The organism is Pseudomonas sp. LBUM1641 (assembly GCF_059716235.1).
The window spans coordinates 4094875-4108385 of the sequence record NZ_CP166815.1 but is presented as its reverse complement, the minus strand read 5'-3'; the positions used below and the strand labels follow the sequence as shown (position 1 = coordinate 4108385).

The following is a 13511-nucleotide window of genomic DNA, read 5'->3' as shown; positions in this document are numbered from 1 at the left end:
CGCTGTTTTTCAGTATTAAACAGTGCGGTTGCGAGTTGTTAGGGTGGGGCGTCTATGAGGAGAACGCAACGATGGACTTTACAGGTAAAACCGCAATTGTGACCGGTGCCGCCCGTGGTTTGGGCTTCAGCTATGCGCGTGAGTTGGCAGGCCTCGGCGCGCAGGTGGTGATCAGTGATATCGGAGCGGACACCCTCGGCGATGGTGCGGATCCACAGGTGGTCCAGGCGGCTGCGCTGGCGCTTCAGAGCGAAGGCCTACAGGTGGTTGGCCACGCGGGTGACCTGTCCGGTGAAGCGGGTTGCCGAGAACTGATCGAGTGCGCGATCACCCATTTCGGGCAGCTCGATATCCTGATCCACAATGCCGGCTGGGTCGGTTATCAGCCGATTGAGGCCGCCGACGCGGCGTTTATCCGGCGGGCAATGGACATCAATGTCTACGGGCCTATCTGGCTGTGCAAACACGCCTGGCGGCACCTCCAGCACTCCACCGCGCCGCGCATCGTGCTGACCACCTCGGACCGAGCGATGTACACGCACTATGCCCAGCCGGGACTCGTGGCCTACAGCGCCGGCAAGATGGCGCAATTGGGGATCATGAATGCGTTGAGTGGCGAAGGGGCCGAGGATGGAATCCTGGTCAATGCCATCTCGCCGGTAGCCAAGACGCGCATGTGGGGCGTGAGCGGCGAGCCGGACAACCTCAAACCGGAGTGGGTAACCCCTGGGGTGGTCTTCCTGGCCTCGGCGTCGTGCCTGGACAGCGGCTACATCCTGCGGGCCAGTAACGGCCAGTTCACCGCCACGCGGTTCTTTGAGAACCAGCATGTCGAGTATCCAGTTGATCTGGCGCGGGTCAAAGCCTCGGACGCTACGCAAGTCGCCGCATCATGGGAGGCCATCAAGGAGTGTTGACGGTCACGCAAGATAAAGCGTCAGCCCTTGGGCCTCATAGGGTTGCAGCAGTGCCTGCGGCGTGCTGGCCAATGCGACGATCGCGCTGACATGTTCCAGCTCCACCACCTGGTAGGGCGATGCGGTATTGAGCTTTTCCGAGGTGGCCAGCGCGATGGTTTCAGCCGCGGCGTGGCACAGCGCGCGCTTCACCACCGCCTCTTCATAATCGCCGGTAGACAGCCCGGCAGTCGGGTGCACACTGCAAACCCCCATGAAATACAGGTCGGCGTTTACCCGGCCGATGGCCTCCAGCGTGGCCGCGCCAACCCCCACCAGTGAGTGGCGAAACAGTCGGCCGCCGAGCATGATCACTTCAATCTGCGGATGCTCCACCAAGGCCATGGCAATCGACGGGCTGTGGGTGACCACGGTGGCGTTCAGGCCCGCTGGCAAGTGATGGGCCAGTTGCAGGCATGTGGTACCGCCATCGATAAACACCACCTGGCCGGGTTGCACAAGTTGCGCCGCCGTGCGGCCAATGGCGATCTTTTCCTCGGGGACCAAGTGTTCCCGTACCGAAAAATCAGCCATCGCGGGCGAAGCCGGCAAGGCGCCGCCGTGCACCCGCAGCAGCAAACCTTCCTTGGCCATTTCCCGCAGGTCGCGGCGAATCGTGTCCTCGGACACCTCCAATGCCTGGCTCAACTCCTTGGCAATCAGCCGGCCGTCGCGGTGCAATGTGTCCAGCAGGTGTTGTTTGCGTTGTTGGGTCAGCATTGGTAGCTTCCTGCACGTTTTTTCTTGACTGTGCACGATTTTGCACGACATGCTGAATAACACAAGACAAAAAGGCCCTGCCATGGAAAACAGCCCCGTTCGTATTCACACCGAGGAACTGCTCTCGGATAACTGGTATGTACTGAAAAAGTACACGTTCGACTTGCGCCGCCGCGACGGCAGCTGGCAGTCCCAGACTCGCGAAATCTATGACCGGGGCAATGGCGCGACCATCCTGCTGTACAACCGTGAACGGCGCACGGTGTTGCTGATTCGCCAGTTCCGCATGCCCACCTTCGTCAATGGCTACCACGGCTACCTGATCGAATCTGCTGCCGGCCTGCTGGACAACGCCAGCCCCGAGGAACGCATTCGCCTGGAAGCCGAAGAAGAGACGGGCTACCGTGTGGGCCATGTAGAAAAAATCTACTCGGCTTTCATGAGTCCAGGCTCGGTGACTGAACGCATTCACTTTTTCATCGGCGAATATCAGCCGGGTGATCGGGTCAGTGATGGCGGAGGGCTCGAAGATGAGGGCGAGGATATCGAGGTGCTGGAGCTGGGGTTTGAGGCCGCGCTGGCCATGGTAGAAAGTGCCGAGATCGTCGACGGCAAGACCATCATGCTGTTGCAGTATCTTGAATTGCGGATGTTGAAAGAGGGCTGGTGATGTCGCGTCGGGTGTCGCTTGCGCTGGCGATTTTGCTTGCGGGATGCACGGGTGTGAGTGCCGGGCAAACGCCTGTTGGTGATGGTGGTGTTCCTGCGTTTTATACCTGGCCCGACAAGCTGCCTGCATCACCTGGGCAGATGCTGCGCAGCGAGCCGTTGACCGGCCAGCAAAGCCTTGCCGATGCGGGGAAGAATATCCGCATTTTGTATACGTCCACCGACGGTCTCGACACCGACAAACGGGTTGTCGTTTCCGGTGCTCTGTTCTTGCCAAAGGGTACACCGCCGCCGGGTGGCTGGCCGCTGATGGCGTGGGCTCACGGCACGGTAGGCAGCGCCGATATCTGTGCGCCGTCGTTTGCTGGTCGTAGCCCACGGGATACGCGCTATCTCAATTATTGGCTGGCCCAGGGCTACGCCATCGTCGCCACTGATTACCAAGGGCTCGGGACACCTGGCCTGCACCCGTATGGGCTGACCAGTCCGCTCGCTTATGGCGTGCTCGACAGCATTCGTGCGGTGATAGCGGGTGATTTCGGGCTCTCCAGGCGTGTTGTGGTGTTCGGCCAGTCACAGGGTGCACGTGCTGCGTTTGCCACGGCGGTCTATGGGAAAGACTATGCGCCCGAGTTGAATATCGTCGGTGTGGTGGCGACGGGTACGCCATACGCCGCGGCCCGTAAAACGGGAGACAGTGCCGAGTTGGAAACGGCACGCCGTTCGGTGGTGCCGACCTTTGCCTACAACTTGCTGCGGCTGAGTACTGCGACCTTGTTTGATCCTTCGTTTGTGCCTGCCGACTATTTGAGCGCGCGCGCGATGCCTGCGTTTGAGAGCAGCCAGCGGGATTGTTTACATGCCATTGAGCAGCGGGTGGTGGCGGATGGGCTTACGTTCAATGACAGCTTCAAGCGCTCGCCGAAAGCGGCACTCGACAAGGTTTATCGTGAGTCGGCGTATCCGACGTTGAAGACGGATATTCCGGTTTTCGTGGGCACGGGTGGCCAGGATCGGGATGTGTTTGTGCCGGGGCAAAAGGCGCTTGTCAGGGATGCTTGCAAGGCGGGGGACCGGATCGAATGGCATTTTTATCCTGAGCTTGATCATTCAGCGACGGTCAATGGTTCGCTGGGGGACTCGACGCCGTTTGTGCGTAAGGTGTTTGCGGGGGAGGTGATTGGTGGGAATTGTGGGGGGTAGTTTTTGGTTTTTGGGGTAGGTGTGTATATCCGTTATTTAGGTAACGGATATACACCCCATCACCCCCGCAGGGGGTGTCAGAAATTTTGTGTTCGGGCATACCATGAGCAAGAGGTGCATGTATGCCAACCAAAAAGAAACCACCGCTGCGTGAACTACCAAAAATCCCGAAAGAGCTGCTCGAGCAGTTCGCTGACGGCATGATGACCGCCGAGGCCATCGAAGACGCCTCAGCGGCTTTCAAGAAGGCTCTGATCGAGCGAGCCTTGAATGCCGAGCTCGGCCATCACCTGGGCTATCCGCCGGGCGCGCAGCGCCCAGAGGATGAAACCAACCAGCGTAATGGCAAAAGCGGCAAGACGGTTCTCACGGGCGATGGGCCGCTCCGGCTGGATATTCCGCGTGACCGGGACGGCAGTTTTTCGCCCATTCTGATCCCCAAGCACGAACGCCGTTACACCGGTTTCGATGACAAGATCATCGCTATGTACGCCCGCGGCATGACGGTCAGAGAGATCCGCGCGTTTCTCTCCGAGCAGTACGGTACGGACGTTTCGCCTGATTTCATCAGCTCGGTGACCGACGAGGTCATGGCTGAGATCGGCGCATGGCAACAGAGGCCCTTGGAGCCGATGTATCCGGTTATTTTCTTCGATGCCCTGCGGGTCAAAATCCGCGAAGAAGGACTGGTGCGTAATAAGGCGATCTACTTGGCACTGGGTGTTCTGCCTGACGGCACACGGGATATTCTCGGCATTTGGATCGAAAATACCGAGGGCGCCAAGTTCTGGATGAAGGTGTTCAACGACCTCAAAACACGCGGTATTGAAGATGTACTGATCGCCGTGACAGATGGACTCAAAGGCATGCCAGAAGCCCTTGGCGCTGTCTTTCCAGCGACGACACTGCAAACCTGCATTGTTCATCTGATCCGTAACAGCCTTGATTACGCAGCGTGGGATAAGCGTCGCGAACTGGCCAAGGCGCTCAAGCCGATCTACCAGGCGGTCACCGCCGAAGCGGCTGAACAGGCGCTGGACGCGTTTGAAACCGGGCCCTGGGGCAAGCAATACCCGACGGTAGTGGCTGCTTGGCGAAGGGCCTGGGATCGAGTCATTCCATTTTTCGTCTTCCCGCCAGCAATCCGAAAAGTGATCTACACCACCAACGCCATCGAGAGCATCAACGCTCAGCTACGAAAGATCATCAAGACTCGCGGCCACTTCCCGACCGACGATGCGGCAACCAAACTGATCTGGCTCGGGCTGCGAAATATCACTGCAAACTGGGGCTCGGCGGCCCATGACTGGAAAAGTGCGATGAATCAATTTGCGATTCTGTACGGAGATCGATTTATCAGGCCAACCTGGTAAAAGCACGGCCTGCCTGACGGCAGGCCGTTACCGGCCCGCACACAAAAAAACTGACAGTCCCCCCCCGCAAAACCCGATCCACAGGCTTTCCCCAGTCATGATCGCCAAAGCACTGGTATTGCTAGAACACAACATCGGCGCAATCGAGTTATCAGCCTCCCGTAGCCCCCCGCCCACCACTACCCGCTCAATGTAACCGACCATTATTCTCTTCCCCCCGGGCAAAAAAAACGCCAGACCAGGCTCCCGTGAAAGAGCGAATGATCCAGCGTAAAAATGAACCTCGGCTGCTTTAGCCAGGCCGCATGTTCAACCCCTTCAGGCTGGAATCACCACAAAGCTTTCCGGTTTGCAGGTCAGCGCCACGTTCGTACCCGGCGGCAGTGCGTGGCTGCCGGGAGTCGGCAGTTGCTGGCATTTGAGATCAAGTGTGCCACCGGCCACTTCCACGCGGTAGATCACGCGGTTGCCGATGAACGAAGTGTCCTTGACCTTGCCGGCAAACGCGCCGTCAGCCAGCGTGGCCCCCAGTGCGGGCTCAAGGCCGATGGTTTCGGGGCGGATCGACACATTCACCGGCCCCGCACCCACGCTGCTTTTGGCGGTGTGGGCATAGCGCCCGAACGGCAAGTCGACCACGCCGCCCAGTCCATACGTGCCGTTGACGATATTGGTATCGCCGAAGAATTTGGCGGCGAACAAGGTGCGCGGCGACCAATACATCTCCTGCGGCCCGCCGATCTGCTCAATGCCGCCCTTGTTCAGCAGCACCACACGGTCCGACAAAATCATCGCTTCGTCCTGGTCGTGGGTCACGTACACAAAGGTGGTCGACGTCTCTTCGTGGATGCGCTTGATCTCGTTGAGCATGTGGTGGCGAATCTTCAGGTCCAGAGCCGCCAGCGGTTCATCCAGCAGCAGTACTGCCGGGCGGTTCACCAGTGCGCGGGCCAGGGCCACACGTTGCGCCTGCCCGCCGCTGAGTTCGGAGATCCAGCGGCTCTTGAAGCTTTCCAGTTGCACCAGTTCCAGCGCCTTGTTCACTTCACGCTTGATCTCATCCTTGGGCTTCTTCTTCAGGCGCAACCCGAAGGCCACGTTGTCGAAGACGTCCAGGTGCGGGAACAGCGCGTATTTCTGAAAAACCATGTTCACCGGGCGGTGTTCAGGCGCCAGGGCGGTGGAGTCCTTGCCGTCGATCACCACTTTGCCGGTGGTGGGCTCTTCGAAGCCGGCGATGATGCGCATCAGGGTGGTCTTACCGCAGCCGCTGGGGCCGAGCAGGGTCAGGATCTCGTTGCGCTTGACCGTCAGGTCGACTTTGCCCAGGGCAGTGAGGTTGCCGTAGCTCTTGGAAATTCCGGTCAGTTCAATACTGTTGGTCATGGTGATTACTCTGCAGTTTCAGCACGTTCAAGTTCGAGGCGGCGACGACGCAGGGTCATGACCAGGCCGGCGATGGCGATGATGGCGATGGTTACCACCAGCATGAATACCGAGGCGGCATTGATGGTGGGGCTGACGGCGCGGCGCATCATCGAAAGAATCATGAGCGGCAGCGTGGTGTCGCTGCCGGTGACGAACACGGTGATCAGGAACTCATCCATCGACAGCGCCACCGCGAGGATCGCGGCGCCGGCGATGGTTGGCCCGATGATGGGCAGCGTCACCAGCCAGAACGCCTTGAGGGGCGAGGCGCCGAGGTCGCGCGCGGCCTCCTCGAACGACAGGTCGAAATACTCCAGCCGCGAACGCACCGACTCCACAAAGAACGGAAAGGTGAACAGCGTATGGCCGATGATCACCGTCAGCAGCGAGCGGGGCAGGCCGATCAGCGAGAAGAAAATTACCAGCGCAATCCCCAAGAACAAACCGGGCAAGGCGATGGGCGCGAAGTTCATGAACGCGAACACTGCCTTCACCCGGCCTTTCATACGCATCAGCGCCAGGGCCGAGAACGTGCCCAGCAGCGTGGTAAGAATCGCCGAGCCAGCGGCGACGATCGCGCTGTTGGTCAGGGCTGTCATAAAGTCCGAACTGCTGAACAGCGCTTCATACCAGCGCGTGGAAAATCCCTCGAACGGGAATGACAACGAGGCCGACGAGTGAAAGCTGAACAGCGCGATAATCGCGATGGGCGCGTAGAGGAACAGCATGTAGATGTAAGTGAATAGCCGGATCATGGCGAGTTACCTTTTTTATGGGCGGTATTCAGTCGTGGTAACGCTTGCCGGGTGCCAGGTTCGCAGCGCGCAACACCGCCAGCAGCAACGCGTACACCAGCATGAACACGATCAACAGCAGATAGGCCATCGCTGCCCCCAGTGGCCAGTTGCCCACCGAACGGAACTGGTTGGCGATCACCAGCCCGGTGGTCATCGCATCCCGGCCACCCAGCAATTGGGGGGTGACGTAGTCGCTGGCGGCGAGCACGAAGGTGAACATGAACGAGCTGACGATGCTCTTGTGCGCCATCGGCATGATCACCCGCCACAGAATGGTGACGCCGCCGGCGCCGAGGTCGGCGGCTGCTTCCAGGTAGTCCTTCTTGATGTCCCGCAGGCCCGACACCAGCAGCAACAGGGTGAAGGGCAGCATGATGTGCACCAGGGTCAGCACCACCGCGAACTTGCTGAACACCAGCCAATCCAGCGGCTGGTCGATCAGGCCGAAGTGCAGCAGGGTGGAGTTGATCACGCCGTTGGTACCCAGGATCGAGCGCCATGCGTAGACCCGCACCAGATAGCTGGAAAACCACGAGACCAGCGCCAGGTACAACACGGCGTTGGAGCGTGTGCGGTACACGATGTAATAGGCTACCGGCGCACTGATCACGGTGGAGAGCAGGGCGGTCCAGAAACCGTTTTGCAGGGCGATCCACAACGAGTCATAAAACCCGCTGGCGCTCAGGGCCTTGGCATAGTTGGCCAGGGTGGCGGCGGGTTCCATGCTGAAGGTCTTGGCGGTCCAGAAACTGGCGACCAGCAGCAGCACTGACGGAATCAGAAAGAACACAACCAGAAACAGCAACGGTGGCGACGCCAGCCAATACCCGCTGAGGGTTCTCTTGTCGATCTTCATGTGTTTGCCGACCCTTAAATCCCGGTCGTCCAGGGGCATGGACTCGGTATTGTTGACTACGGTCATGATGAGATTGCCTTTGCGTTTTTATTCGATAGTCAGGGCGCGTTGACCCGTGCAACGGGTGTGGGTGAACACCCGCTCCACGGTTGCCTGCACCGACGTGCCAAGCGCTCTAGAACGAACCCTTGAAGTTCGCCCACTGATCGATCCATTCAGCATAGGTCACATATTTTTCGGAGCTCAGGGGCGGTTGGCCATAGAGTTTGGATTTCTCGAAAAAGCTGTCCAGGTTCGCGTAGTCGAAAGTGTTTCTAAGGTCCTCGGGCAGCAGCGGCACGGCCTTGGGGTTGACTACGCCGGAGAACATCGTGGTCGCCATCTTGGCCTGGGTGTCGGGCTCCAGGGTCTTGTTGATGAATTCCAGGGCCAGGGGAATATCCTTTGCGGTTTTCGGGATGAACAACGCATCGCACCAAAGCGCTGCGCCTTCGGTGGGTACCGACAGGGCAGTAGTCACTCCACGCTTGATGGTTTCGCTCGGGGTGTTGGCGGAGGCCGAGAACACCGCGTCCACTTCACCCGACACCAGCAGCGACACTGCGTCGCCCGAAGAGGCGGCAAACACCCGGCACTGATCACGGTACGGCTTTAGTTTTTCGAAGGCATCGTTGAATTCGGCGCGGGTCAGGTTGGGGTACTTGTCGCCGTAGCCTGCGATGGTCGCGATCAGCGACCAGTTCGAGGTGCCATCATCGACAAAGGTCAGTTTTCCCTTGAGTTTCGGGTCCAGCAGGTCGGTGTATTGGGTAGGTTTTTTGACGTTCTTGGGGTTGTAGATAATGGTGTTCATGCCCCACAGCAACGGGATGCCCCATTGCTTGCCGTCCCAGTACCAGCGGCTGCCCTTGTAGAACAGCGCGAGGGTATTGTCGGCGGAATAGTTGGGGATCTTCGTGGTGTCGATGGCCTTGAGCAGACCCATTTCCTGATAGATCTTTTCGTAGCCCAGGGCGTACATGGTCAGGTCGAGTTGCACCGGATCGGAGCCTGCCAACCGTGCGGTGATGTCGTCCTGGTTGCTGGCATAGCTGGAGCGCACGGTGACGTTGCGCTGCTTGCGCCAGTCGGCGAGTTCGGCGTCGCCGGTTTCACCTTCCCAGCCGAGGATTTCCAGGTGGCCGGTGGTGGCGGCAAATGCGCTGGGCACGAACGAGCCGAGGTACAAGCCTGCGGCAGAGGCGGCAGCGCCCAGCAGAAACGAGCGTCGTTTCAAGCTGAGGGAATTGAAGTCTATGCCGGTCAAACCATAACCCGTCTCTATTTGTTTTTTCATTTCGAGTTCCTGCCTGGGGTGGTGGGTGCGAACGTTGAGCGACTTGCAAGGCGTGGGCCCGGCGGTGTGGCCGGGTGCTTCCTTTTGTATGCAGTCAGTTGGATCGGCAGTGTTATGGCCAGCATTGACTCCATGCTGCTGGGGAGGGTGGTAAGGCCTCCACTGTTCCGATTGACTCTTCCTTGGCTGGGCGACGCACGCTTTTTCCGGGCTATAGAGTTGCAGGCCTGAAGCGGTGCGCCCAGCGCTTGATAGGCTCGGCTTGTTGTTTTCATGGGTTGAGTATTGAGCCGGGAGGCGGGGGGCTCAATTTCGCAGGGGGGTTAAAAGCGACGCACTCTGACGCATTGAAGTGACCTAATCGGCGCAGGCTTCCGGGTTTGAGTTTTTGGTCGGGGATTGAGTATTAACAATTACTCAAATAGCGGATATACCCCCCAAACCCGGCCCCCCCCAAGCACCTGCGTCAATCTGCGTCTCTTTTACCCAAGGTGCGAAATTGAGCCCACCCCGCACCAGGCGAATACTCCAAGCCTGATCCCCGGCCCAGACGCCGCGCATTCGCTGGAGTGTTAAGTGAAACTCACAGGTGGCCAAATCATCGCCAAGGCACTGAAAGCCAACAGTGTCGACTACGTAGCCGGCATCCCTGGCGACGGCTCCCGGGCCCTGGTCGAAGCATTGCTGACCCCAGGCACCGACATCCCGTTCATCCACGTCATCCAGGCCCACAGTGCCGTCCACCTCGCCGACGGCTACTTCCGCGCGTGCGGGCGCCCCATGGCCGTCGTACTGACCGGTTCGCTGGGCATCGCCTCAGCCCTGGGGGCCCTGGCCACCGCGCACCAGGACGCCTCTGCACTAATGGTCATCAGCAACGCCCAGGCCGAACCGGTATCGGTCAACGTCTTGAAAGACCAGACGACAGTCCAGACGATACAACAGCTACCCCAAGCCCTGCGCCAAGCCTTCGACACCATGCTGAGCGCCCATTCCGGCCCCGTCAGCCTGTCCATCGACGACACCCTCCAACGCGCCTCCACCAACGCCAGCCTGCCACTCGCCACCCTGCGCGCAGAACCCCAACCCACCCCGCGAAAAATAACCGTACTGCGCGAAGGCCGCACCTCACGTTCCGTGCTGGAACACGATGCACTCCTCGTCCTGGGCGCCGGGCCCACACAGCCCAGGGCCCGCGAAATGTTCCCGGTGCATTACCCCGGCAGGCACCTATGCGCCGGCAACCCTGCCACCCTCGGCTGGGCTGTCCCGGCAGCGATCGGCGCCAAGCTCGCCATGCCCGCCCGTCAAGTGGTCTGCGCCATCGGCAGCCGAGACTTCCTGCAGTCAATGCAAGAGATGGCCGTGTGCGTGATGCACAGCATTCCGGTGGTATTCCTGGTCTTCAACCGCAGCGCTGACGACGCTGTGAACGACGTACAAGCCCAGCCCATCGAGCAACACCGGGCCGGTGAATTCAACTTGCCCGATGGCAAGCCCTACGCCCCGGACTTCGCCGGTATCGCCCGCAACTTCGGTTTGGAAGCCTGGCGCGTCGAACACGTTTCACAACTCAACGCGACCCTGGTCAAAGCCCTCAACAGCAAGGGCCCGTCGCTGGTTGAAATGATGACCACGCGCCAACCCCTGCAAGCTCCTCAGTCCTGACCGCCCCAGACGATGGTTGCGTTGTCGCCGGTCATGTATTCACGCACATCCAGCGGGATCGACTGATCACTGGGCAACAGCACCGTTGCATTGCGCAAGTGATGCTTGCGGATCTTGCCCTTGTCCACCAGCCCCAGCGCCATGCGCGTAGAGAAGGGCTGGCGAAACGAGGACGAGGCTACACCCGTCACCAACCCATACAGGAAGCGGATCGGCCGACGATGTTGCGGCGTGAGGATTGAAAACGTCATCTCGTTACGCTGCTTGCCTTCGAAATCCACCATGAACAGGCGATCGCCCAGCAGCAAACAGAACCCGTGGTAGGTAAATGAATAACCGATCTTGCCGCTGCCATCGCGCAACGGAAACCGCTCGACGGTGACGTACTGCACCATCGAATCGGCCCGGTACAGGCAGGTGACAGAACGCAGGATGCGCCCCTTGTAGATCGAGGAATTGTGATAGCGGTAATACACACCCAGATAGTCTTCAAGCACGTCAGCCGACTGTTTGGCCAGCGGCAGGAAATGATTGAACTGCTCCGAGGCCCGCAAGCCGGTCGGCAATTCGTTTTCATAGCCTTCATAGAACTTCTTGAACTCGGCGGGCGGACGGAAAAGGTCTTCCGCTTCCATCATGAAATAGCGCCCGATCTTCTGAAGGATCTTCTGCGACGGAACGTGCTGGCCCACCAGGTACTTGTTGAACTGCTGGCGATTCACATCAACTTTGCGACACATGTCGGCCACTGACCGGCACGACTCGACCAGGGTGCTCAGGTTCTTTTGCACATTGGCCTGCAAGTCACTGCGCGCCTGCTGTCGCTCGGGGTGCGAAGTGGCTGCGGCTAACGACAGGGGGGATGCGTCCGGGCGACTGTGCATTATTATCTCGATGTACTTGGCTGGGTTAAGGCGCCAGTTATTAAAGTTATATCGCAGTTATTGAATAATCCTTCGTATAACCTTAATAACCGTTTCAGCGTTTGAAAATTCGGGTAATTACCAAAGCATCTTTCATGCCGTTTGTTTAAGTTTCTACATGAAGTTTTAGAACCACTGAATGCGTCAGATTGTAAGCGCTTTCGCTGGCTGTTCGGCACCGCCGACAAGCGCGGCATCGTAGTTTTAGTCGCAGAATCGCGGCGCCCAGTAACACATTGAAATGCCGCGGGTAACACCGCGTGCTGCTTGTGAGTGCTTCAGTCCGCGTCAGGTATCACCAAGGGTGCGAAATGGTGGAAACAAACATCACCCTTGATACTCGGCCCCATGCTTTTTGCGGAGGATTGGGTGATGACAAGGTTGACCGGCGACATTCCCGGAAAGCGGCGATTCAAGGTCGGCATGGTGGGTGGCGGGCAGGGCGCTTACTTCGCCAGTTACCACCGTGCCGCGATGCGCCTGTGTAATCGCTTCGACATCGTCGCCGGGGCCTTCTCGTCGGACGCGGACAAATGCCTTGAGGCGGGCGCTGCGCTCAATATTGAAGCCGATCGCATCTACCTGTCGTTCGGGGCCATGGCCGCCGCCGAGTCGCGCCGTCCTGACCCGATTGAGGCGGTGGTCATCGTGACGCCCAACTACCTGCATTTCGAGCCGTGCCGGTTGTTCCTGGAAGCGGGCATTCCGGTGATCTGCGACAAGCCCCTGGTCAACCATCCCCACGAAGCCCTTGAGCTGGCAAACCTTGCCGAGCGTCACGGGACATTTTTTGCGCTGACCTACACCTACCAGGGCTACCCGATGGTCCGGGACGCCCGCAGTCGAATCCAGGCCGGTGAGCTGGGAGAGCTGCGCTTCCTGTATGTCGAATATTTGCTGGAGTGGCTGGCGCCCGGCGTGGCCGGCTTAAGCAACAGCCTGGCGTGGCGCGGTGACCCGCAAAAAGCCGGCCCCACCGGTGCGTTGGGCGACGTCGGCACCCACGCGTTCAACCTGCTGGAGTTTCTTTCCGGGCAGCGCTGCAACCAGCTCAACGCCAAGTTGACCAGCGTGGTGCCGGGTTGGGGCCTGGACGACACCTGCGTGGTGCAACTGGAGTTCGACGGCGGTATAGACGGCTTGTTGTGGGCCAGCTTCGCGGCGCCTGGGCATCGCAACGGCTTACGCTTCAAGATCGTCGGCAGCCTGGCCTCGCTCGAATGGCGCCAGGAGTCACCGGAAACCCTGCTGTTCACACCCATCGACGGCGCCGACCGCATTTATCGGCGTGGCCAGGCAGACAATATGCCCCAGACGCTGGACTTCACCAGCCTACCGGCGGGCAATACCGAGGGCTATCTGGAAGCGCTGGCGGTGTTGTACGCCGACTTCGCCGACGCCCTGGAGGCAGGGGCGCAGTGGCGCACGGCGACCAGCGTGCCGTTGCCGGATATCCAGGAGGGCGTACGCGGGGTGCTGTTGTCCCAGGCCTGCGTCGAATCCCACCAGCGGCGTGCCTGGGTGCCGTTCCCGCTGTAATTGAATTCATGCGTGGCATCGCCGCGCAACCACCGAGTTGAGC

12 protein-coding genes are annotated in these 13511 nt (G+C 59.6%); 6 read left to right on the top strand and 6 right to left on the bottom strand.

What is annotated here, in order from left to right; translation table 11 throughout:
- Nucleotides 1–71 precede the first annotated feature (71 nt).
- Entirely contained in the window at nt 72–917 is an 846-nt protein-coding gene (locus tag ACA046_RS18830; protein WP_497674677.1) for an SDR family NAD(P)-dependent oxidoreductase, read from the top strand.
- A 3-nt stretch (nt 918–920) separates the two neighbouring features.
- Here the strand turns inward: ACA046_RS18830 and ACA046_RS18825 are convergent, their stop codons facing one another.
- Entirely contained in the window at nt 921–1676 is a 756-nt protein-coding gene (locus tag ACA046_RS18825) for a DeoR/GlpR family DNA-binding transcription regulator (protein ID WP_459021505.1), read from the bottom strand.
- Between the two features lie 82 nt (nt 1677–1758).
- Between ACA046_RS18825 and nudK the strand changes: the two genes are divergently transcribed.
- From nudK to ACA046_RS18810, 3 genes are all read left to right on the top strand, one after another.
- Complete coding sequence (gene nudK / locus ACA046_RS18820; protein ID WP_076017127.1) at nt 1759–2346, top strand: GDP-mannose pyrophosphatase NudK; 588 nt, start codon at nt 1759–1761, stop codon at nt 2344–2346.
- Nucleotides 2346–3548, top strand: a complete 1203-nt coding sequence (locus ACA046_RS18815; protein WP_497674676.1) for an alpha/beta hydrolase family protein — start codon at nt 2346–2348, stop codon at nt 3546–3548. The genes nudK and ACA046_RS18815 overlap by 1 nt, the downstream gene beginning before the upstream one ends.
- Before the next feature lie 122 nt (nt 3549–3670).
- A complete protein-coding gene (locus tag ACA046_RS18810) occupies nt 3671–4921 on the top strand; it encodes an IS256 family transposase (RefSeq protein ID WP_497674398.1) in 1251 nt (416 codons plus the stop codon).
- A 318-nt stretch (nt 4922–5239) separates the two neighbouring features.
- Here the strand turns inward: ACA046_RS18810 and ACA046_RS18805 are convergent, their stop codons facing one another.
- The 4 genes from ACA046_RS18805 to ACA046_RS18790 form a co-directional block, all read right to left on the bottom strand.
- Nucleotides 5240–6307 carry an ABC transporter ATP-binding protein gene (locus ACA046_RS18805; RefSeq protein ID WP_459021500.1) on the bottom strand — a complete coding sequence of 356 codons (1068 nt, stop codon included), beginning with the start codon at nt 6305–6307 and terminating at the stop codon, nt 5240–5242.
- Between the two features lie 5 nt (nt 6308–6312).
- Nucleotides 6313–7104: an ABC transporter permease gene (locus ACA046_RS18800; protein WP_177089960.1), complete on the bottom strand. Its 792-nt coding sequence runs from the start codon at nt 7102–7104 to the stop codon at nt 6313–6315.
- A gap of 28 nt (nt 7105–7132) precedes the next feature.
- Complete coding sequence (locus tag ACA046_RS18795) at nt 7133–8068, bottom strand: ABC transporter permease (protein WP_497674675.1); 936 nt, start codon at nt 8066–8068, stop codon at nt 7133–7135.
- Between the two features lie 109 nt (nt 8069–8177).
- Complete coding sequence (locus ACA046_RS18790) at nt 8178–9338, bottom strand: ABC transporter substrate-binding protein (RefSeq protein WP_497674674.1); 1161 nt, start codon at nt 9336–9338, stop codon at nt 8178–8180.
- Nucleotides 9339–9914: 576 nt separating this feature from the next.
- On the opposite strand from ACA046_RS18790, the gene ACA046_RS18785 reads away from it, so the two are divergent.
- A complete protein-coding gene (locus ACA046_RS18785; RefSeq protein ID WP_459021493.1) occupies nt 9915–11006 on the top strand; it encodes a thiamine pyrophosphate-dependent enzyme in 1092 nt (363 codons plus the stop codon).
- Here the strand turns inward: ACA046_RS18785 and ACA046_RS18780 are convergent.
- Nucleotides 10997–11863, bottom strand: a complete 867-nt coding sequence (locus tag ACA046_RS18780; RefSeq protein ID WP_032899479.1) for a helix-turn-helix transcriptional regulator — start codon at nt 11861–11863, stop codon at nt 10997–10999. The genes ACA046_RS18785 and ACA046_RS18780 overlap by 10 nt on opposite strands.
- 438 nt (nt 11864–12301) lie before the next feature.
- Between ACA046_RS18780 and ACA046_RS18775 the strand changes: the two genes are divergently transcribed.
- Complete coding sequence (locus ACA046_RS18775; protein WP_497674673.1) at nt 12302–13468, top strand: Gfo/Idh/MocA family protein; 1167 nt, start codon at nt 12302–12304, stop codon at nt 13466–13468.
- Nucleotides 13469–13511: the final 43 nt, after the last annotated feature.

Coding starts and splice junctions, on each gene's coding strand:
- ACA046_RS18815 (WP_497674676.1), top strand. CDS start 2,346: ATGTCGCGTCGGGTGTCGCTTGCGCTGGCGATTTTGCTTGCGGGATGC.
- ACA046_RS18795 (WP_497674675.1), bottom strand. CDS start 8,068: ATGACCGTAGTCAACAATACCGAGTCCATGCCCCTGGACGACCGGGAT.
- ACA046_RS18825 (WP_459021505.1), bottom strand. CDS start 1,676: ATGCTGACCCAACAACGCAAACAACACCTGCTGGACACATTGCACCGC.
- ACA046_RS18775 (WP_497674673.1), top strand. CDS start 12,302: ATGACAAGGTTGACCGGCGACATTCCCGGAAAGCGGCGATTCAAGGTC.
- ACA046_RS18800 (WP_177089960.1), bottom strand. CDS start 7,104: ATGATCCGGCTATTCACTTACATCTACATGCTGTTCCTCTACGCGCCC.
- ACA046_RS18810 (WP_497674398.1), top strand. CDS start 3,671: ATGCCAACCAAAAAGAAACCACCGCTGCGTGAACTACCAAAAATCCCG.
- ACA046_RS18790 (WP_497674674.1), bottom strand. CDS start 9,338: ATGAAAAAACAAATAGAGACGGGTTATGGTTTGACCGGCATAGACTTC.
- ACA046_RS18805 (WP_459021500.1), bottom strand. CDS start 6,307: ATGACCAACAGTATTGAACTGACCGGAATTTCCAAGAGCTACGGCAAC.
- ACA046_RS18830 (WP_497674677.1), top strand. CDS start 72: ATGGACTTTACAGGTAAAACCGCAATTGTGACCGGTGCCGCCCGTGGT.
- nudK (WP_076017127.1), top strand. CDS start 1,759: ATGGAAAACAGCCCCGTTCGTATTCACACCGAGGAACTGCTCTCGGAT.